Raw genomic sequence first — 22,481 nt, 5'->3', positions numbered from 1 at the left:
CTTATAGAACTTGTCTTTTTCTCAAATAACTCATGCTTGCAAACTCATCATTAGTTTTTTGTTCTTTTAAATTTTCTTCTTTATAATATTGACCATATTTTTTTTCTTTTAGTTTTTCTAATGATTTTCTTTCTATCTGCTTATCTATGAGTTGTTTTCTAGCCTTTTCAAGTTCATTTGTTGACTTGTCCAATTCCTCTGATAAATCTTTTATAGAGTTATTTAAAGCTAACAAATAGTTAATAGTTATTTTTTGATTTTGAATACTATCATTATTTTTACTTATTGAATACTTGTTATAATTACTTTCCAGGTTTTCTAAATTATTTTCTATATCTATTTTTTTTTGTTGAATCTTAGCAAATTCCATTTTTATCTTCTCTTCATCTTTCATTTTTAAGTCTAAAACCTTCTGTAATCTAAACTTAAAGTTCTTATCCAACTCTATCACAACCTATTCAAATATTTTTTTAATTATTTATTCAAATATTCTTTTCAAACTACTTATAGTTTCGTTAAAAGAACTCTTTTCATTTATCCCTTGTTTTAAAAAATTGATAATATGCTCATGATAATAGATTGCTTCATCTATTTTTTTATTGGTCCCTGAAGCATATGCACCTATATTTATCAAATCTTCTGCCTCCCTATATTCAGAGAGCATATCTCTTGCAAATGATGCTACTTTTATATCTTCTTTTGAAGCAATTTCATTCATAAGTCTACTTAAACTATTTAAAACATCTATAGAAGGATAATGATTCTTGTTAGCTAAATCTCTAGATAGAACTATATGACCATCAAGTATTCCTCTTGTAGTATCTGCTATTGGCTCATTAAAATCATCTCCATCAACTAATACTGTATAAAAAGCGGTTATAGAGCCTTTATCTGATGTCCCTGTTCTCTCCATGAGTTTTGGTAAAATTGCAAATACAGATGGTGTATATCCTTTTTGTGCTGGTGGCTCTCCTATGGCTATTCCTACTTCTCTTTGCGCCATAGCAAATCTAGTCACAGAATCCATCATAAGTATTACCTTTTTCCCTTGGTCTCTAAAGTATTCGGCTATTGCAGTGGCTGTAAGGGCACCTTTAAGTCTAACTAATGGTGCTTTATCTGATGTTGCGCATACAACAACAGATTTTTTCATTCCCTCTTCACCTAAGTCTTTATCAATAAAGTCTAATACTTCTCTTCCTCTTTCTCCAACAAGGGCAATTACATTCACATCAGCTTTTGCATTTCTAGCAATCATACCTAGCGTTGTACTCTTACCTACTCCACTTCCTGCAAATATTCCTATTCTCTGTCCTTCACCACAAGTAGTAAATGCGTCTATTGCTCTTACACCTGTTTCCATTATATTTCGTATCTTTTTTCTCTTCATTGGGTCAGGAGGTTCATTATTCAAGTTGTATCTATCTCCTAAAACAACTTCTGAGTTATCTATAGGATTTCCAAGACCATCAAGTACTTTACCTAGTAAATTATCACTACACATAACACTTAGAGGTATCCCCTTAGAAATAACTTTACAACCAGGTGATATTAATGTTAACTCTCCTAATGCCATTAATATTACTTCTTTATCTTTAAATCCTACTACCTCACAATTCACTGGCTTATTGACTTGATTATATATAACACATAACTCTCCAACAAAAGCTTTTATTCCTTCAACTTCTACAGTAAGTCCTATTATCTTCTTAACTCTACCTTCTGATATAGTGAGTTCTAAATTTTCTATTTTCTTATTTATTTTGTCAAAATCTATAGATATATCAGTTTTATACATAATTTATTCACCAAGCAATTCTTCTTTTAGTTTTTCCATAGCACAATCAATACCAACTATTATTCTTCCATTTTCCTTTTGTATAATAGCATTTCCTTTATCTATACTATCATCTGCAATAACAAATACACTCGACTTTAATGATGTTTCTTCTTTGAATAATTCAAACTCTTTCTCTATATTATCTTTATAGAAAGAATTACATCTTACTATGAATGAACTACTTCCTTCATAATCTTGAATAATTTGCTTTAACAAATCACTCATAGATTTTTCATCTTCAAAGTGCTTTTTTAGAACAGAACTAGCCATATTGATAGCAAGTCTTATAATCTCTTTATTTTTTTCTTTTATGTACTCAGTCATTTTCTCATTAGCTTGTAATAAGATTAAATTTGCCTGATTTCTTATAGAATCTGCTTCATCTTTAGCTTTTTGGGTATACTCATTATACGACTCTTTATATCCATCCTCATATCCATTTTTCTGACCTTGACTATATCCTTTTTCATATGCTTGCTTTTCTATATTTTGTGCGTTTATTTTTGCTTCTTCCAATATCTCATTCTTTTTTATCTCAGCAGATTCTATAGCTTCTTTTATTACTTCATCTCTAAATCTACAATCATTATCCTCGTTTATATTTGATTCTCCCAATCTAGCTTTATCTATTATAGATAAGTCCAGCACTCCTTTATATGATGCTTTTTTACTTTTAATAATTTTATTATTCGACAAAGTCATCACCAAAATTCCTTACAATAGTTATGGCACCTTCTCTTTCAAGTTTCCTTACAATACTTACTATTTTTTGTTGAGCACCTTCAACCTGAGTAACCTTTATGACACCAACCATTTCCATTTCTTCTTTAAGTGCTTCTGCTGCTCTAGAAGATTGGTTTCTATATATAGCATCTGATATTTCATCATCCACACCTTTTAAAGCATATACTAAATCCTTCATAGTTACTTCTTTCAGTACTTTCTGTATGCTTATATCATCTAACTTGACAATATCTTCAAATACAAATATATTAGATTTAATTTGAGCTGCTAAGGCTGGGTCTTTTTCTTCAATAGTATTTAAAATATTCTTTTCTGTTTTTCTATCAGAATTAAGTAATATTTGAACTAATGTAGATATTCCTCCATAGTCTTTAAAATCTTCACCACTTATTGAATGTAATTTATCCTCTAATGAGCTTTCAATTACACTTATAACATCTGGAGATATTGAACCCATTGAACTTATTCTCATAGCTACTTCATTTTGTAAATCAAAATCTAAATAAGCTAAAACTTCTGCACCATTTTCAGGTTCCATATGTGCAAGTAAAATAGCTATAGTCTGTGCACTTTCATTTCTAAGTATTTCTAATATCTTCCTTACATCTAGTTTTATAATATGTTTAAAAGGTTTTGTACTTGTATCTATTGATATACCTTCAAGTAATTTACTTGCTTTGGCATTTCCCAGAGCATTACTTAACAATTCTTTGGCATATTCAAGCCCGCCTTCTATAACATAATCTTTCGCTTTATTTATTTCTACAAACTCTTTTAATATTTCTCTTCTTTCTTTTGAAGCTATTGAAGAAATATTTGCAATTTCCAAACCTATTTTTTGAACTTGTTTATCTGGTAGACTTTTTATTATATCACTAGCCACAGTTGGACCTAATGTCATTAACAGTACAGCGGCTTTTTTTAAACCTTCACCTTCTACCTTCTCTTTCTTATCATTTTCACTTATATCACTTAAATCAAACGCACTAACATTTGTAATTTCCGCGGACACTTTCTATCCCCCTTACTCATTTAACCAAGTTTTTATTATCTCTGTGACTTGGTCTGGTTTTTCTTCTGCATACATTTTAACAGCTTCCTCTAATGTCAATTCTGGGTCATCCCCTAATAGAGGATTATCTTTCTTATCAATAGAATTAGAATTAGTACTATAAACTTCATCTTCATAATCCATATCTTCTTGTTCGCTTCTCTTTTTATATATCAAGTATCCAATAACACCTACTGCAACAACTGCTATTACTCCAACAACTGCTTTTATTATATTGTTTTTGAATCCTTCTTTTTTAATATCTTCCATTTCTTGTTTAGCTTCTGCCTTACCTTTAGGGTCAAATACCATTGAAACAACGCTAAGAGTATCTCCCCTAACTCCATCCATGCCTATAGCATTATTAACAATATCTTCCACATCAGCTTGAACACCTTTAGCTATTTTTCCATCTATAGCAACAGAAGCTGTCAATCTTTTAAGTTCTCCAGGCGCAACTATAGTATGAGTTTCAATCTTACCTGTTTCATATTCAAAACTCTCATCCAAACTATCTTCTGTATTAGTACCATTTTTATTTCCTTGGTTATTCATATTAGCATCTACACCTTGGACATTATTTGTCGCAGATTTAGATGAATTTTTTGACCTGGTTTCCTTTATAGCAACTTTATCAGGGTCAATTTTTATTTCAGTTTTTTCAGCTGTATCAAAACTCAAATCAGCATTTACTGTAGCTTTTACTTTTCCGGTACCAAATATTGGTTCTAACATGTCTAAAATAGATTTTTCTAATTGTTTATTTAGTGCCTGCTCAGATGCCTTATTTTTATCAATACTAATAGCACCATTTATCGATTGATTGTTTTCATCAACTTCTTCATCATCTAAGATGCCTTCAGATAATAAGTTCATTTTATTATCAATAACTTGAACATTTTTCTCTGGTATATTTGTAACACTTCCTGATACAAGTGCCATAACAGATTTTATTTGATTTTTCTCTAAAGTAGTTCCTGGCTTTAGCATCAAATAAACTGCTGCACTTCCTGGAACAGCTTCCTTCTCAAATACAGAAGACTCACCAAATGTTATATGTACTCTAGTATCTTCCACCTGAGGAAAACTCTTAATTGTTTTTTCTATTTCTCCTTGTATCATTCGTTGCTTCTTAATTTGAAACTCTTCATCAGTAAGACCTATTGATGAACTATCATCCATAAGTGCAAATCCTTTAGAACCACTTGTCAAACTTGGAGCTAACTCTAATCTCAACTTATCAACTTCTGTTCTAGGAACATAAATTGTACTTCCTTTTACCTTGGTATCTATCTTTCTAGACTCTAATTCTGCTGATATATCTGCAGCATCTTGAACATCTAGTTCTGAAAATAAGACTGCATACTTATTTTTGCTTGCAGATATTGCTGTAAATACTAGCGCTAAACATATAGCAACAATCCCTATACCTAATGCTATCTTAGTTCCCTTTTTTAGAGAACTTATTTTTGTCCTAGATTTAGCAACTTGCTCCTTAATCTTATTTTTAAAACTGGCTATCATTGATTATTACTCCTGTTCAAAAGGCTAAATTTGTACTTTATTCATTTCTTGATATGCATCATGAATCTTATTTCTAACTTCTATTAAATATTGCATAGATAGTTGTGCTTCTTGACCTTTTAACATAACTTCATGCATAGAAACATCTTCGCCTTTTATAAATTTTTCTTTCATATTATCTGCTGTAACTTGCTGAAAATTGACTTTATCTATAGTATCCATTATTACATCTTCGAAATTCTTTTTTTCTTCTTTATTATTAAAATTTAATGGTTTTGTTTCTCCAATTAAATTATCTAACTTTGCACCTTGCATTAAATTGTTAATTTGTGTAATTGGCATAATTTATCCCTACTTTCCTATTTCCAGTGCTTTTGCTATCATAGACTTCTGAGCATTTAATGTATCTATATTAGACTCATATGCTCGTGAAGCTGTTATTAAATCTGTCATTTCAACCAATATATTTACATTTGGATATTCTACGTATCCATTTGGCTTTGCATCTGGATGAGATGGGTCATATACTTCTTTAAGAGGTGATTTATCATCTTCAACAGATGTGACTTTTACTCCTAGCATACCTAATTTGTTATCATAGTTTTCTTCAAAGGAAACAATTTTTCTTCTGTATGCTTCTCCATTTGGACCTCTTGTAGCGTTTATGTTAGCTACATTAGATGATATGATATCCATTTTCAAGCTTTCTGCTGTTAAACCACTAGCAGAGATCTCCATTCCACTGAACACACTCATCTTCTAATTACCTCCCACTTATTATTGATTTGGTCATTGCTATTTTACCATTTGCAAAACCTATCAAAGCATTGTATTGTAACGTTGTCATTGCTTGATTTACTTTTTCTTCTTCTATATCCACATTATTTCCATCCACTCTTAATCCCTTGGAATTGTCTGTTTTTTCTTCTATTTTAGGTATGGCATCATTTAATGTTTCTTCAAAAGTTACGTAATGTTTTTTGTAGCCTTCAGTATTTATATTTGCTATATTATTCGCTATTGCCTGACTTCTTAGATTAGTTGCATCTAATCCCATTTTTATAATGTCATATGTATTCATACTCACTCCTCCTCAAAATATATTTATCTACTATATTTAGTGATTAAAGTTGAAGTTGCTATATTACAAAAAATGACTTCTTTACCCATCTAAATTTATTACATTTCTATTATATTCAATATAACGATTTATTTTTTAGTAATAAAACAAATCTTTTTTTAATTAACCTCAATGAAAATAAAAAAAAATTTTAATATGTATTTAAATATTTCTACGTAAAGTTGCTCTTTTTTGTAAAATAGCAACTTTTCTAGATAGTGCATTTTTATTTTTACTTATACTTGGTAAAATATGTTAGAATTTATATTTTCTACTGTAATAAAGTGAACTTTAGCAACAAAATGACTGCCAAAAAGGCAGTCATTTTCGACTAATTCTACATATACAGTATACTTAGGATTCTTTTTGGCAACTGGCTGACATAGTTCGTATATACAAACCTTAGCCCCTATAGCTTTGCGTCACTAGATTTATCTAGTTTTGCCTATTTAGTTTTAATTTAAGTATACAATAAATAACAATTTTTTTAAATATTTTTTTTATGTATACTTAAACATTTTATTTTAAAAACTTAGTTATTATTAATTATACAGATTATAAATACTATATTCTACAATTTTATAATAAATTATCTGAAAATATTTTTATTTTAGAAAAATATAAGACAAATCTCATCTTTATTGTATATTTTTCCATATATTTCAATTTTATTTATATAATATATCAATATCTAAAAATATTAATTAACGAATCTTAAATAAACTATACACAAAAAATTTATTTATGGTATTATTACAATTCATTTAATATTCATTTATAATTTTAATTACATAGCTAACTTCTTCATCTTTCATACCAACAAATAAAGGTATACTAACAACTTTATTCGAATAATTCTCAGCTATATTAAAACTTCCCTTTTTATATCCCAAATAAGAATATGCTTCAGATAAATGAGGTGGTATAGGATAATGTATTATAGACTCTATACCATTTTTATTTAAGTATTTCATAAATGTCTCTCGTTTTTCAACTTGTAAAACAAATAAATGCCATACATGTGTACAGTTCTTTTCTATTTTTGGAAGTATAACTTTTGAATTGTTAATTTCATTAAGATATCTATGTACGATTTTTGACTTTTCATTTTCAATTTCATTAAGATATTTAAGTTTTACTCTTAACAAACCTGCCTGAATTTCATCCAATCTTGAATTATATCCAACAAATTTATTATGATATCTCTTTTCTGAACCATAATTTCTAAACACTTTCACTTTATCAGCTATTTCTTTATTGCTCGTTACAATAGCACCTGCATCTCCAAATGCACCTAAATTTTTACTTGGATAAAAGCTAAAACATCCTACATCTCCAAATGTCCCTGTCATTTTTCCATCATATTTAGCTCCATGAGATTGAGCACAATCTTCAATTAAATACAAATTATATTTTTCACATAATTCTTGTATCTCTTTCATTTTACTTGCCTGACCATATAAATGTACTACTAATATAGCTTTTGTCTTACTATTTATCTTTTTTTCTATCTTAGATGAGTCTATATTATAATACTCGTTAGGTTCTACAAATACTGGTTTAGCTCCATTTATACTTATTCCCATGACACTAGCAATATATGTATTTGATTGCACTATTACTTCATCGCCTTTACCTATCCCTAATGCTCTAAATGCAATTATCAGTGAATCTAAACCACTAGCTAAACCTACACAATATTTGCTACCTACATATCTAGCAAATTCTTCTTCAAAGTACTTTACTTCTTTTCCAAGGATATAATATCCACTTTCCATTACATCCATAACCTTCTTTTCATATTCTTCTTTATGGATTTTAAATTGTTCTAATAAATTATTAAACTTAACTAACATAAAGTTACATCCTTATCTATCTATTATCTATGTGGCTATGCTAAATTCATTTAATTAATAAGATATCTGTATGCATAGTAACTAGATAATATCTATGTATTTTAAAAACTCTTCATAATCTCTGATATAATCATCTTCATTATAGTATTCAGAAGCTATTGAAATTAAAACAGTTTTCTCATCAAAATCAAACATTTCACGCCATACCCCTGGTCCTATATACAGTCCCACATCATTTCTATTTAGAACAATGGTTGTATCTCTCACACCATCAAAACATCTTATCTTAACACTTCCATTTAGGCAAACTAACACTTGCTCTAAGGTTTTATGAGCATGAAAACCTCTCCTTACACGATGTGGTACATCATATATGTAATACACTCTCTTTATATCAAAAGGTATAGCCTTATTTGATTCTAATGCAATTAAACTTCCTACGTCCTCACTTCCAATAGATTCAAACTTAATTAAATTGTACTTTTCCATAAATGTCCCTACCCTGTTTATAATAACTTTTTAATAAGATATTACTTCATATTTTAATTTACAATAAATTCTCGTTAATAAAAAATATACTACATCCAATATTTGTCCTTTGGCTCTTTTAAGTCTATCTCCTCACAATTTAGAGTTTCACATAATTCATAGATTTTACTTGCAAATAATATATCATGTATTGATAGGCCTATATTGTAAGACACTATTCTCTCGTCATCAAGTTCTCTTCCTTGTGCTTGTTTACTTAGAACATCATGAAATTCACATGAATACTTGTATTTATCTATATTTTCCAGATGTTTCAAATGATTATAATCGTCTAAATATACTTTATCAAATAAATAATCTACATTTCCAAAGCCCATAACATGTACAGGTAATAGTAAAGCACCTTTTTTAAACCATTCAAATTCTGAAAGGTATTCATCTGTATACGTAACAGTTGAAATTACCACATCTGAATCCATAACGAGTTCTTTATGTGTATCACATATCTTAAAACTAAACTGGTCATTATCCTTATATTTTTGTACAAACGACTGTGCTTGGTCTTTATATCTAAGCAACTTTATATTTATATTTCTATTTTTAAGGGTATACAAAAGCATATTCATTATAGAAGAAGCAGTTACTCCTAACCCCATAATAGCAATAGTATTAAAGTCTTTTTTAGCAAAAGTATCAATCGCTAGAGCAGCCACGGCAGCAGTTCTAAATGCTGTAATATAATTACCATCTAAAATAGCCTTTAGCTTAGCATTCTTCATATCATATAGAAATATATCTGAATTTAAACTTGGATTTCTTCCTGGCAATCTTGTAACCATTTTTATTCCACCAATCATATGATTATGATTTAAAGATGGCATTACATTGTAAAATACATGCCCTTGTTCTACCATACTTATTTTTGGTGGTAATTGACAATCTTTTTTTGTTAAAAATGATTCTTTTATCCACTCATATCCTTGCTTCTGAGATATATTCAATGACATAATTTGTTCATGAGTTATTAACTTCATATCTACCATGCTCCCTTATTTAAAAATTTTCTATCATATTCTCATTATTCTCATCAAGTATTTCTATCATTTCATGAATATATTTCTTCTTTATATTTGCATCAAATATATTATTTGCTATTCCATAAATCCTTCCACAATCCTGTCTCTCATCCTCATATAATCCTATTGTATCTCCGTCTTTTACTAGTAATAGAAATTGAGTTACATAATCTAATTTTTCTATTTTATCTATATTATTTATCGTCTTTATTGTTCCAGGCCTTATGTATATTGGTAATGCGTATGCACACTTTGATAAATGCATATTATATTTTTTTATTTCATTAAAATCGATGTCATTATTCACACTAAAATTTGCAAATAGCCTTCCTATATCTAAATCTGTTATCTGTGAAATTGCTAAATAATCACATCCTCCAGGTAATCTTGGCATAACTTCAGATACCTTTATTCCATCTTCCCCCACTAACATCTGAACATAAAGAGGTCCATTCTTTATATTAAAAGCCTCTGTTATCTTTTGATATATCGATTTTATTTCTTCTTCATACTGAAAACAATACTTTGATGGATATAGTAATCTGTCTGGCTTTCCAGCTCTCCCTACATGTATATTTACAAGTTCTCTATCTCCGATATAAAATACATGTGACTCTCCATTATGGATCCAAGCTAGTCCTTGTATTTCCTCACTTTCATAAAATTCCTCAATTATTACTTTTCCATCTTGTGAAATTTTCCTAGAATATTTAAATTTTTCTATTAATTCCTCTATATTTGATACAAAATATACACCTCTTGAACCATAACCATCAACAGGTTTTATTACAAGCGGAAAATTTAACCCTTGTATTTTTTCTAAATCTTTTAAACTTTCAAGAATACAATAATCAGTTGTAGGTATTCCATTGTTTTTAAAATATTTTTTCATAACAGCCTTATTAGTTACAGACCCAAGTTGATTGCAAGAAATCACACATGGTAAATTTAATTCATTTGCAATATAAACATATGGCTTCATTAAAGAATCTGTAAATCCAGTCAAAATTCCATCTATCTTTTTATCTATGGCTATATTTTTTATTTTATCAAAATCAAATACATCAACATCTATTGCTTCATCACAAACTTTTTTTGCAGGAGTATCAATTCTATTATCACAAACAATTGTGTATATTCCTTCTTTTTTAGCTGACATAACAATATTCTCAAAATACTTAATTGAGCCTAAAATCATTAATCTTTTCATATACAAACCTTCTTTATAAGTTAATTATTTTTCTGTAAAAGTTAAAATACTATAGATTTACTACAATCAAGAAATTCTATAAAGTATAAGTATTACTTATTTATATTTTTATAATATGTCCTATTGCAAACAGCACTTGAACCAAAACCTTCTTTAAATATAGCCAAACCTTCATCTAAATATTTTCCTCTATTTAGAGTACTAATTCCAAATGAAAAATATTTAAAGTTTCTATCTGAGGCATTTTTAATCAGATTATAGTTTAAAAATATCATTGGATAATATTTATTATATGCTGAATTTGATGCTAAGTATTGAGTATGGTAAACTCTTCCTTGAAAGTTAAATACCATACTCCCACAAATCATAATATCACCAATATATACTGCATAAAATTCTACAATGTCTTTTAATCTATTATTTTTAAAGTCCAATAGTTCTTCTATTGAATGTATCAATTTAGCCCCTTTTCTATCTAAACAGTTAGATAATAATTCAAAAAAAGAGATTACATCTTTATCATCATACACTCTCTTAAAAATAAGATTGTTCTTTAAAGAATATTTAAAATCTCTTCTTTTACTATAACTAAAGTTACTTAATATATCTTCTTTATACTTATTTACTTCTAAAAACATACTTAATTCATCATAAAACATATAACCATTCTTAAATAGAAAATACTCTAACAATGAAGCATCCTCTTTCCAAAATATTCTCGATGCATTTTTTAGAAATACTTTATTAAAATTTTCTTCTTCTAAATATAATTCTACTGTACTTGTAATAGCTTTTACATGCTTTATATCATTGAAATCATGACCTATTAAAATACCACCAAAGGTGCTACCTAAATGAGAAAAAAATATTTTTTCATCATTTTCATAAACTTCACATGCAGGTACAACTGCTATTATCTCTTTACCTTTATATATCATTAGTGAATGGTCAGAAAATTTGTCTTCTTTATGATAATTAATGAAATTTCGAGTTTGAAGGAATGTCCCATTTATAGATTTATTTTCTACAAAATAATCCCAATCCTCCTGAAAAAAATTTTCAAATTGTTTGATACAGATATTGTACATTTTATCACCTATAACTCGTTTTATTTTCTACTATATGACCATATAAGGCTACAAATAATTGATAGTTTTCAATTTCATAATTTTTATGTAAATTATACTTAACCTTATGATAATTAGCTTCATTATATATTTTGTCTATATAACTTTTTATTTCAACACAGTGTTTATCTACAACAAAATGTTTTATTTCTGATTGTTTTTCTTTTAGCTCATTCCTATCAAATTCATTAGTGTTATATCTTTTTATCATATCTATAACCTCTTTGATATTATTATAATCAAACTTATCTATAAAATCCCACATATTTGTAAAAATTGGTGAAACTTCGTTTTTGAATTTAACAGGAATTAAATCATATAAAATTGCATCTAATTTTGAAATATGACTTCCCACCATAAAAGATTCTAGATATATATCTGAGATTTTATAAAAATCATCTATCTCTTTCATAGTTCCAAAGCATAAAACTCTATGATTTGTAACACTATTTAATGTTTTCCAATAGATATTGTTTGTATCAACTCCTACAACAATAATAATCGTGTCATCCGTATTTTCGATTATCATTTTAGCAATTTTAAAATAATTAATATCATTTACACTATTATACTTTCTTTCACTAGCAATAGTTAAAATTATTGTTACATCATCATCCAAATCATACTGCTTTCTAATTTCAGATTTTGAAAACAATTCTTTTTCTTTTAGTGGAATTGGTAATATTTCAGACTTCTCTATGCCTCTTTTATTCAATGTAACTAATTGACTAACTTCACTAAAATCAATAACAACATCTGCAATACTTGCACCTAGCCAAAAAGCACTATCATAATGGTTAACATATAAAATAGGTATTTTCCCATCAATTCCAAAAGCTAGAACAGGTATTGTGTCCCACATATGAATATATAAAATAACTATATCAGCCCAATCGTAAGCTATTGTTCTTAAAGCCACAGCCCTTTCTAAATAGTCATCTGAAATTGAATCCAAAGATATAATTTCACCACCACTATCATTTACTGATTTTAATAACCAATCTGGCAATGTCTTTGATTGCCATGTAGTTACAATTGAATGAACAGAATCTTTATCACTATTGATCCAATTTTTAACTACTTTTGTATGACCACCTGTTGAGTATACTTCACTTAAAACATGTAATACTCTCTTTCTTTTGAAATCTTTTTTCTTAAATAATTTTATATTATTTACTTTTGGTAAATTATTGGCACATTCTAATAATGCCTTTTCACATTTTTCACAAGAATACAAACCAGTATGATTAAAAACAGAAAAACGAGCAACTTTAGAAACAATGTCTAAAACAGTTCTATAATTCTTTAATTTTAATTCTCTCTCAAGTTCATCTTTCATACAATCCACTACATACTTATTATTCTTAAGTATGGTACTTGCTTTATTCTTATCAAATTCATAAAAATTTTCTCTATGCAAATCAATTTCTATGTACTCTTTTACAAATTCTATCCTATATTCATCATAGCCATTACTTATATTTGCTATCCCAGAGTCATGCATGCACCAAGGTTTATCTTGTTTTGGTATAATAACCTTGTAGTTATTTTGATTGAATTCCATACTTTGTGACAAATCATAAAAATGCCATCCATCAAATTTATCTTCTCTCCATAATATATCATACTGAGTAATCATAATTAATCCATCTATAGCCATGACTGTATCAAAATCTCCTTCAAAGCTATTAAATTCATAAATATCCATTCTACCTGTATGACTATCATATACTTTCCCCACTTTATTATTAGAATCCCACCAAACTCCACTTACAGGTATGTCTTTCACTCCAGCTACACCAATCATTCCTACATCAATATTTTTATTAAATATATCTAAAATATCATATATAAAGTTTTTATTAATTATAAATGTATCTTGATGTAAATATACCTTATATTTAGCATCTACTTCTCTCATAGCTTTATTATAAGCAGATGAAATTGAATTAGCTCCTCTCAAAGCAATTGTTTCTATACTAAAATCTTTTGGAATATCTAGACTATTTATATATACAAGACATTCCTCATAAAGTCTTTCATCATTTACACAGGTTATAAAACATATCTTTTCATTATTCATATTTCTTTCTTCCTTCAATAAAATAAAGTATATCTTGTATATCACTTTCACTCTGTACTTTCTCACTACTATTCTTAATTAAGTCATAAGCAATTTCAAATTCTTTTAAATCACACAATACAGTAGTTATATTGTATATTGTGTCAATGTTATCTCTATCTATATTTAAAGCCATCATAAACATACTTATGCTAAAATCACCCAGACCTCTATTAAATGCCTCAGCACCCAATCTATTTAGTATAGTTGTCTTATTTATTGAAAACATATCAACTAAATATTCAATATCATCAATAAAACATTGTTCAGTTATATTATAATTATCAAATATATAACTTAAATTATCATCCACATCTAACTCATTATCAATTCTCATTAAAGCATATTTTAAATTAACCATACTAACGCTAGAATATCTTCTAGTATCTACACAGTTAGAAGCTTTTACTATATATTGATAACACTCATATTGTTCTCTCATATCTTTATGGCTTTCTTTACACATTGTATCGATGAATCTATTGTCATCCTCTGAAAGCCTCATTCTAGTAGCACTAATACTATCTATTATGTAATTACTATCATTAAACATTCTTATTATCTCATTTAATGTAAAAAATCTTAAGTGAGTCCTATCCAAAATTCCTGAATCAGTATATGTAAAATTACCTTGCACAAGGTTTCTTAAAACGGACACATGCATAATATTTGGTATACTTGATATCAAATGACCATCCTTCTTTAGATATCTCTTTAGGTCATTGACTATCTTCCATGGATTAACTAAATGTTCAAGTACATCTCCCAATATTATATAATCGAAGAAATTTTTATTATAATCTAATTGTACTTTTTCTATGTCTGCTATCAGTACCTCTCCAGTGTTTTTTGCTAATTTACCTGCTGATTCACTTATTTCTATTCCATATATGGATGAATTTTTATATATATTTTTTATTTCTAAAAGAGTAGCTCCTACACCACAACCTATTTCTAAAACATTGATATTTTTCTCTACATTACAATCTATTTCAGAAATTAAGTCAGTTCGTATCATTCCACTGTATTCTGGATTAAAGCCCCATTTAGTCTCAAATTTTCTTCTATTAATATCCATTATATCTGTGTATTTATTACGATTTTCTTTAAAAGATACACTTCCAAAATGGTGTATAAAAGTATCCTGGCATAATAATAATTTGTATCCTTCTTCTAACATTCTAAAAGATAAATCATCATCTTCAAAATTTCCAGGTGTAAATAGCTCATCTAAAACACCTACATTATCTACTACAGATTTCTTTATTAACATACAGAAACCAACTAATTTAACTCTATATTTCCATGAATTGATGTTAGATTTATTTATTTTTTGTGCAAATATAAACATATCCTCAATTGATTTGTAATCCACATCAATTTGTTGATAATATGAGCATGCATTTGTTATTGGACCCACAGCTCCTATATTATCTTGTGACCATAAAGCTTTATTCAAATTATAAAGCCAATTAGGAGTAACTATTACATCATTATTTAATAATAATATGTTTTCACCCTTAGCTAACTCAATACCTTGGTTGCACCCTTTTGGAAACCCTAAGTTTTTATTATTATATACAGATTTTATATCTGATTGTTCCTTTAGCCAATCCACTGTTTCATCTGAAGAGTTATTATCAATTATTATTATTTCATATTTATTTTTTGGCGTAAATTTTCTAATACTTTCAATGCATAATTTGGTATATTCTATTTGATTATATGTCAATATTATTATACTGGTAAATTTTATATCTTCATTTGCAAACGTATATTGCCAATCTTTTATTATATTTTTAGATTCTTCATTAACGGTTATTGGTATGCTCATTCTCTAAGTCTCCTATTTTTAAATTTATTTTAAACTTTTTAGGTATTCTATATTATATATAGTATCCTCATTTTCTACATCTAATGATAACGCCTTTTTTAACATAAAATCAGCTTTCTCAAGTTTATTTTCAAACATATATAAAATCCCTTTTATATTTAAAATTTTGACATCATCTACAAATGTTTTTGAATAGTCTTCTACCAATAATTTTGCATCATTTATTTTGCCATTTTCAATCATATTTTCTATACTAATAATAAATCTATCTTTTAATTCTTTAAATTCTTGACTTTCTTTTATATTTTCTTCTAATTCATTTATAAGTATTTTTATTATTTTGTTATAAAAAGGATATTCATTTAGTAATTTACTCATATTATTTATATATTCTAATTTTTCATTAGTATCATTTATTTTGTTCTTAGTATCAAGTAGATTCTTAAATTCTATAGTAAATTTATCTAAATCATTACACACAAACTTTATTAATTCAAAATCACTTAGATTACTATATATGTATTTTATATATTTATAAGAGTACATTATATAAATATAAAAAATATCCTTATACTTTTCATCACTTAAACTAATATTTTCTAAAACTACTTTCGATATAACTTTATATACTCTTATCTTTTCTATTTCTGATGTGTTTGGACGACTAATTATGTACTTATATAATTCTAAATTAAAACTTCTTTCCAATGCTAAAAGATATTTTAGATATTTCTCTATCCAAACATATTCCATATCATAAAAAATATCTAGTAAATCAATTTTTTCTTCAAAAGCTATTTTTATAATACATGCATAAATTATTTCTTTCTCTTCATTTAGTATTTCTTTGCATGTATCTACAGATACATGTTTATTTATTCTTATCTGATTTAAAAGTCCATAATTACCTTCAATATCACAAAAGCTTTTATATACAGCCTCTTTTTCATCATCTTTTATATTATTTATAAATTCTTCTATATTTCTATAAAAACTATTTCTTTCAACTTTAGAATTTGGAATTTCCTTATAATAGTTTTTTATATCTTCAAATCTATTCAATTTATATAAGGACATAAATAAGCTAAAATACACATTTTTCTTTTTTTCTATATCTTCAATATTATCATATTCTGAAATCACTAAATCATATTTTTCAAGCTTATAATAGACCTTTATCAATGTAATAATAGCCTCATCTCTAAGCCCTACAGTATCAGTATCTGAAAATAAGCTATTTGCTTGTGTACTTATTTCATAATTATCTAACAGATAAATATATCTCTTGTACGAATCTATACTATTCTCGTATTTACCTAAATCAACTTGTGCTCGTGCAACATAATAATATATATCAATATTATTCATATCTTTCTTGATATACTTTAAACATAATTTTTCACATTTCTTATGTTTTCCTAAGTATAAATATGTTTTTACAAGGCTTGTTATCAAGTAACCAGGTGCCGATTCTAGTTTAGAGTATAATTCATAAGACTTCTCAAGATAATCTAAAGCCTCTTGATATTTTCCTAATATAATAAAATTTTTCCCTAATTGGTAATTTATATATGGAGATCTCTCATCCTCTTTTAACTCTTCAAACAATAATTTTTCATTTCTTTTTACTTTATTTAACCTTATTTCTTCATCTTCAAACAAATATCCATAATGTTCAAAGTCAGCAATATTATTAAATATAGGATTTTTGTACATTGGTTGTTCATGAACTTTCCCATGGTATTTAAAATCAACATTCTTGAAAAGTCTAAGTACTGAACAATATCCATATGATTTTTTATCATATGAATAAAGATTTTTTAATTGTATAGATGCAGAATTAAATTTTTTATCAAGTCCATCTTTAAAAAATCTTACAATAGTTGAAGAATCAATTAGTATTTCATCTGCATCTAATATAAGTAGCCATTCACCCTTGGCATATGATATTGATATGTTTCTCATACTAGAAAAATCATTATTCCAATTATGAACATATACCTTCTCTGTGTATTTTCTAGATATTTTTATAGTGTCATCTGTAGAACCTGTATCGACTATTATAAGTTCACTGTCTATAGAGTTTCTTAATGTGGTTAATGATTTTAAAGTTTTTTCAAGTATCTTCTCTTCATTTTTGACAATCATGACTATACTAAGTAACATATATATTTTCCTTTCAAAGCTATATTTTCTAAAAAAGAAAAGAGTAAAGCAAAGCCCTACTCTTCTTCTCTATCCAATATACAAAATTATTTTATCCTAATAATTGTAAAACTCCTTGTGGCTGTTGATTAGCTTGAGCAAGCATTGATTGTGATGCTTGAACTAATATATTCATTTTAGATAAGTTAACCATTTCTGAAGCTACATCTGTATCTCTTATTCTTGATTCAGCAGCTGTAACATTTTCTAAAGTATTACTCAAGTTAGTTTGAGTTGACTCTAGTCTATTTTGTTGTGCCCCTAATTTTGCTCTTGATGTATTTAATTCTTTAAGAGCTGCATCTAAGCTAGATACCATTTGTTTAGCTGCCTCAGTTCCTGAAGTTCCATCTACATTCATACTTGCTATTGTAGAACTAGTTATTCCAGCTGAACTCATTATACTTGCAGTGTTTACTAGTGCAACTTTTATTTCATTGTTATTATAAGATGTACCTGCAACATTTGTTCCATAGTTAGCTCCAACTTGTAATCTTACCTCTGTAGAACTTCCATCAAGTAGTTTCTTACCATTAAACTCTGTTGAACTTGATATTCTTTCAACTTCATCTTTTAGTTGTGATAACTCATTAGCTATTTTTTCTCTTTCTTCAGCATTATTAGTTTCATTTGAAGATTGTACTGATAAAGTTCTCATTCTTTGTAGTATGTTTCCAGTCTCTTCTAATGCACCCTCTGCTGTTTGTACAACAGATATACCATCTTGAACGTTTCTTCCTGCTTGGTCTAAACCTTTTATTTGAGCTCTCATTTTCTCAGATATTGCAAGTCCAGCAGCATCATCAGCAGCTCTCTTTATTCTAACCCCAGAAGATAACTTCTCCATAGACTTACTTTGCGCATTTACGTTTCTTCCCATTTGATTATTTGCTACCAAAGCACTTACATTTGTATTAACTCTCATTATTTTACCCTCCTTAGTATAGTTGACATCCTTGTCATTTCTACTTTTAACCTTTATATTAATTCTTCAATTATATCATCGGACAAGTTAACCTATAACTTTATACTTTTTTATTAAAAATATTTACTTTTTCTCTATTTAAGCTATAATACATTGTGTTTACTTGTTTAGTAAGCTTGTACTCATGTAACTCTTTTTTTACTTCTGACAATTGTTCTTGTAAAGAATTTCTTATTCTATCATCAATTTCAATTAATTCCATATCATTATAAAACTGTATAAAGTCATTTTTATCCACTTCACTTATACTATTTATAATATTTTGTCTCTCATTTAATCTATTACTTATATTTTTATACTCCTCTTTTTCAATCAAGGTTATAATTTGTAAAGATATATCTTTATATAAGTTTATTTTTTCTTCTAATTTATCCATAACTAATTACCTTGTGCTTGTGAGAAATAGTTCATTTGGGAAGAATATTGATTTAATAAAGACTCCAAAGCTGAATATTTAGCATAAAGTCTTTTCTCTTTATCATTCATTTTTTCAACTAGTCTGTTTATATTTTTTTCTTGCTCTGCAATTTGTTTTGAATACACATTTTCACTGGCAGAAGAAGTCTTTTCTATACCTGATTTTTTAACAAATTTAGAAAATGAACTTCCTGAATAATCATATACGATATCTTTCAGTTTTTCAAACATTCCCTTATCATCATAATTTGAAGAATATCCAGCTAAAGTTTTGTACACCTTGTCACTATCATCTATAAGTGCTTTTGAAAAAGCATCTGCATTAAATGATATTTGACCTTTTTTATTATAATTCTCATGTTCATTGATACCTAATTTACTTAATACAGAAATATTTTTCCCATCTCCAAAAAATGCAGATTGAATCTCTTCAACAAAAGCTCTTAATTCATCATCGTTTCTAAGTATACCTTCTTTAGCCTTTTTTTCCCATTTTTCTATTTCTTCAGTTGTCATATCTTCTTTTTGGTCATCTGTAAGAGGTGGATAATCTTTTGGCTTTTTAGTAGTAACTAGTCCATAAACCTTATCCATCAACTTATTATAGTCATCTACAAATGCCTTCATATTTTTAGTAGCTTCTTCAGTATCAGTAACAGAAACTAGTTTAGCATTTCCTTTTGAATTTACATTGTAATCAATATTATCTATTTTAAATGAGTTCTGTTCTTTACTTATATGTGTTACTCTTCCTTGTTCATCAGTTACATCAGCTTCTAGATTTTTTCCATGTACCACTGCAAATTTACTTCCACTAGTATCAGTTCCAAATGTAATACCATTATCAGTAGCAATTTGCTGAGCTAAATTATCATTTCCAGTTACTTTTAAATCAAGATCTGATGACGAACCAGTCTGTTTTCTCGAAATAATCAATTCACCTGTCATCTCGCTATAAGAAGCCTTTATATCGCTATCTGCACAAAGTGAATTTATCTTACTTACAATAGTACTTGTAGTATCTTGTTCAGATATTGGTACATTTACACCACCTATAGTTAAAGAACTAGCTCCACTAGCATTTGGTGGGAATTGTTGAACAATAGGGTCACTTGAGTTTAACTTAATAGTCACTTTTGCTGGTTCAGCCATTTGAGAAACTGCAAATTGATAATTTATTTTCTCTGCACCAGCTGACCCTTTTGCTACTATAATGCTTTCATCAGAGCTAGTTATTCTTGTAGCAGAGTATGCATTTTTACTTACTATACTGTTAGGAGATTCTATACTTAAATACTTATCATAAAGATCCTTTGATTCCTGTATAATATTTCTATATATTTCTTGTTTCCATTTAACTATTTGTTGATCCTGTTTCGCTTTATCAACTTTTTCCTTATCTCTTGTCATACTAGCTTCTATTATACCTTCCATATCAAAATTTCCTGAAAGGCCTGTAACTCTTATAGGACTTATACTTGACATATATTTATCCCCCCATCCATAATTATACTTCTAATTTACTATAAACTTCATGCCATGTATCTCTAATCTGTTCTACTATTGGCAATATCTCATCAATTATTTTAATCTCCTTATTTACATCAGCTCTTATTAATTCAGCTTTTATAAACTCATAAACCTTATACATATCTTTTGCCCATTGTCCTGCATTTTGGTCTAATGTAGTCATTAATTCTGTAAATATATTTTGAACTCTCACAAGTTCACTATGTGCTTTCAAATAATCCTTATTTAAAAGTGCTACTCTTGATATATTAGTATATTCTACTGTAGCATCTACAAGCATTAATAGTAGTTCTTCTTTTGATAACTCATTTAGTTTATCTAAATTTAAATTCATTATTTATACCTACTTCTTTCTTCTTTGCTTTTTTTATCAGCTTCATGCCATGTATCTTTAATTTGCTCTATTACAGGTAACACATTATCTATTATCTGAATGTCTTTTCTAATATTGGCTCTTGAAAGTTCATATCTTACAAAATCATAAACTTTGTACATATCTTTTGCCCATTGTCCTGCATTTTGGTCCAATGTAACCATTAATTCTGTAAATATATCCTGTACTCTTATAAGCTCTCTATGTGCTCTTTGTGTATTTTTATCTACAATAGCTCCTCTGGCTATTTTTGTATATTTTACTGCCCCATCAACAAGCATAAGCAACAATTGTTCCTTTGATGCCATAAAAACAGCATTTTGCTTATAAGAACTATAAGGGTTTTCTCCATACATATATTACTTCCTCCAAGAATTTTATTTTAATGATTTTAAAATTTTTATATTTTTATTTGTAGCCTTTATATTTTCACTCTTTACTTTCTCATATATTTCTTTTCTTAGTATATTTATATTGTTAGGAGCTGATATGGCTAGTTTGACATTATTTCCATCTACTCCTACAACTTTGACCTCTATGTTCTCTCCTATAAGTACTGCTTCATCTTTTTTCCTTGAAATGACTAGCATCCACCATCACCTCTCAGTAATGGATGCCTTATTGAATATTTCTCATCCTGTAAAATTATTTGCATTCCAAAATTATTTCTTACATTTATTACTATAGGAGCTTTCATGTTCACAGTTGATTCTTCAAGCGTCTGTCCAAGAGTGATTATGTTCAATAACATAATATCATTTGGAGATTTCACTTCTAGTTTTTCAATTGTATCCTGATTTAGGACTATCTCATATTCTTTAATAATTTCAAATGGGGATACAACAATAAATCCGATACAATCTTCCTTGGTAGAATTAAACTCTTTTAAAATATCATTATCTTCTATATCTAAAAGCTTGTATTCTCTTAAATTTTCAAATCCTAGTATCCCTTTTTTTAATGTAACCTTCATCATAT

Annotated in this window: 23 protein-coding genes and 1 riboswitch; all 23 genes read right to left on the bottom strand. The window is 27.8% G+C overall.

From position 1 onward, the window contains the following. Position 1: 1 nt before the first annotated feature. Positions 2-451 (bottom strand): flagellar export protein FliJ, encoded by a 450-nt coding sequence (fliJ, locus tag IC213_RS12095; protein ID WP_227824824.1) that lies wholly within the window; start codon positions 449-451, stop codon positions 2-4. Between the two features lie 27 nt (positions 452-478). Continuing rightward, positions 479-1,798, bottom strand: coding sequence for a flagellar protein export ATPase FliI (gene fliI, locus IC213_RS12090; RefSeq protein ID WP_227434672.1), 1,320 nt, complete (start codon positions 1,796-1,798; stop codon positions 479-481). Between the two features lie 3 nt (positions 1,799-1,801). Continuing rightward, positions 1,802-2,542 carry a FliH/SctL family protein gene (locus tag IC213_RS12085; protein WP_227483441.1) on the bottom strand — a complete coding sequence of 247 codons (741 nt, stop codon included), beginning with the start codon at positions 2,540-2,542 and terminating at the stop codon, positions 1,802-1,804. Continuing rightward, positions 2,526-3,596: a flagellar motor switch protein FliG gene (gene fliG, locus IC213_RS12080; RefSeq protein WP_227855505.1), complete on the bottom strand. Its 1,071-nt coding sequence runs from the start codon at positions 3,594-3,596 to the stop codon at positions 2,526-2,528. Before fliG ends, IC213_RS12085 begins: the two co-directional genes overlap by 17 nt. Positions 3,597-3,608: 12 nt before the next feature. Continuing rightward, positions 3,609-5,159, bottom strand: a complete 1,551-nt coding sequence (gene fliF, locus IC213_RS12075) for a flagellar basal-body MS-ring/collar protein FliF (RefSeq protein WP_227483443.1) — start codon at positions 5,157-5,159, stop codon at positions 3,609-3,611. Between the two features lie 24 nt (positions 5,160-5,183). Then, complete coding sequence (gene fliE / locus IC213_RS12070; RefSeq protein WP_227434668.1) at positions 5,184-5,501, bottom strand: flagellar hook-basal body complex protein FliE; 318 nt, start codon at positions 5,499-5,501, stop codon at positions 5,184-5,186. Positions 5,502-5,510: 9 nt separating this feature from the next. Further along, complete coding sequence (flgC, locus tag IC213_RS12065) at positions 5,511-5,915, bottom strand: flagellar basal body rod protein FlgC (protein WP_038811378.1); 405 nt, start codon at positions 5,913-5,915, stop codon at positions 5,511-5,513. Positions 5,916-5,922: 7 nt separating this feature from the next. After that, on the bottom strand, positions 5,923-6,240 hold the full coding sequence (flgB, locus tag IC213_RS12060; protein WP_227483445.1) for a flagellar basal body rod protein FlgB: 318 nt from the start codon (positions 6,238-6,240) through the stop codon (positions 5,923-5,925). 404 nt (positions 6,241-6,644) lie between these two features. Continuing rightward, a riboswitch (cyclic di-GMP riboswitch) is annotated at positions 6,645-6,735 on the bottom strand. Positions 6,736-7,043: 308 nt separating this feature from the next. Continuing rightward, positions 7,044-8,135, bottom strand: coding sequence for a DegT/DnrJ/EryC1/StrS family aminotransferase (locus IC213_RS12055; RefSeq protein WP_227855504.1), 1,092 nt, complete (start codon positions 8,133-8,135; stop codon positions 7,044-7,046). Between the two features lie 81 nt (positions 8,136-8,216). Further along, positions 8,217-8,624, bottom strand: a complete 408-nt coding sequence (locus tag IC213_RS12050) for a sugar 3,4-ketoisomerase (RefSeq protein WP_227483447.1) — start codon at positions 8,622-8,624, stop codon at positions 8,217-8,219. An 89-nt stretch (positions 8,625-8,713) separates the two neighbouring features. Next, positions 8,714-9,658 carry an ornithine cyclodeaminase gene (locus IC213_RS12045; RefSeq protein WP_227863108.1) on the bottom strand — a complete coding sequence of 315 codons (945 nt, stop codon included), beginning with the start codon at positions 9,656-9,658 and terminating at the stop codon, positions 8,714-8,716. 19 nt (positions 9,659-9,677) lie between these two features. Next, entirely contained in the window at positions 9,678-10,910 is a 1,233-nt protein-coding gene (locus IC213_RS12040; protein WP_227863107.1) for an ATP-grasp domain-containing protein, read from the bottom strand. A gap of 92 nt (positions 10,911-11,002) precedes the next feature. Beyond that, on the bottom strand, positions 11,003-11,998 hold the full coding sequence (locus tag IC213_RS12035) for a peptidoglycan bridge formation glycyltransferase FemA/FemB family protein (protein WP_227483450.1): 996 nt from the start codon (positions 11,996-11,998) through the stop codon (positions 11,003-11,005). A gap of 4 nt (positions 11,999-12,002) precedes the next feature. Then, positions 12,003-14,120, bottom strand: coding sequence for a glycosyltransferase family protein (locus IC213_RS12030; RefSeq protein WP_227863106.1), 2,118 nt, complete (start codon positions 14,118-14,120; stop codon positions 12,003-12,005). After that, a complete protein-coding gene (locus IC213_RS12025) occupies positions 14,113-15,993 on the bottom strand; it encodes a bifunctional glycosyltransferase family 2 protein/class I SAM-dependent methyltransferase (protein WP_227863105.1) in 1,881 nt (626 codons plus the stop codon). The genes IC213_RS12030 and IC213_RS12025 overlap by 8 nt, the downstream gene beginning before the upstream one ends. Positions 15,994-16,017: 24 nt before the next feature. Next, positions 16,018-18,159 carry a glycosyltransferase gene (locus tag IC213_RS12020; protein WP_227434657.1) on the bottom strand — a complete coding sequence of 714 codons (2,142 nt, stop codon included), beginning with the start codon at positions 18,157-18,159 and terminating at the stop codon, positions 16,018-16,020. A gap of 91 nt (positions 18,160-18,250) precedes the next feature. Beyond that, positions 18,251-19,123 (bottom strand): flagellin, encoded by an 873-nt coding sequence (locus IC213_RS12015; protein WP_227434656.1) that lies wholly within the window; start codon positions 19,121-19,123, stop codon positions 18,251-18,253. A gap of 100 nt (positions 19,124-19,223) precedes the next feature. Then, positions 19,224-19,559 (bottom strand): flagellar protein FliT, encoded by a 336-nt coding sequence (locus IC213_RS12010; protein WP_227434655.1) that lies wholly within the window; start codon positions 19,557-19,559, stop codon positions 19,224-19,226. A 2-nt stretch (positions 19,560-19,561) separates the two neighbouring features. Continuing rightward, positions 19,562-21,085, bottom strand: a complete 1,524-nt coding sequence (fliD, locus tag IC213_RS12005) for a flagellar filament capping protein FliD (protein ID WP_227434654.1) — start codon at positions 21,083-21,085, stop codon at positions 19,562-19,564. A 22-nt stretch (positions 21,086-21,107) separates the two neighbouring features. Then, a complete protein-coding gene (gene fliS / locus IC213_RS12000) occupies positions 21,108-21,464 on the bottom strand; it encodes a flagellar export chaperone FliS (RefSeq protein ID WP_227434653.1) in 357 nt (118 codons plus the stop codon). Continuing rightward, positions 21,464-21,859: a flagellar export chaperone FliS gene (gene fliS, locus IC213_RS11995; RefSeq protein ID WP_227434652.1), complete on the bottom strand. Its 396-nt coding sequence runs from the start codon at positions 21,857-21,859 to the stop codon at positions 21,464-21,466. Before fliS (IC213_RS11995) ends, fliS (IC213_RS12000) begins: the two co-directional genes overlap by 1 nt. Before the next feature lie 21 nt (positions 21,860-21,880). Continuing rightward, positions 21,881-22,093 carry a carbon storage regulator CsrA gene (gene csrA / locus IC213_RS11990; RefSeq protein WP_095892764.1) on the bottom strand — a complete coding sequence of 71 codons (213 nt, stop codon included), beginning with the start codon at positions 22,091-22,093 and terminating at the stop codon, positions 21,881-21,883. Beyond that, a complete protein-coding gene (fliW, locus tag IC213_RS11985) occupies positions 22,087-22,479 on the bottom strand; it encodes a flagellar assembly protein FliW (protein ID WP_227434651.1) in 393 nt (130 codons plus the stop codon). Before fliW ends, csrA begins: the two co-directional genes overlap by 7 nt. Positions 22,480-22,481: the final 2 nt, after the last annotated feature.

This window comes from Clostridioides sp. ES-S-0049-02 (assembly GCF_020658465.1).
Classification (GTDB): Bacteria; Bacillota; Clostridia; order Peptostreptococcales; family Peptostreptococcaceae; genus Clostridioides.
The sequence above is the reverse complement of the archived record's forward strand: the minus strand, read 5'-3'. Positions and strand labels throughout refer to the sequence as shown.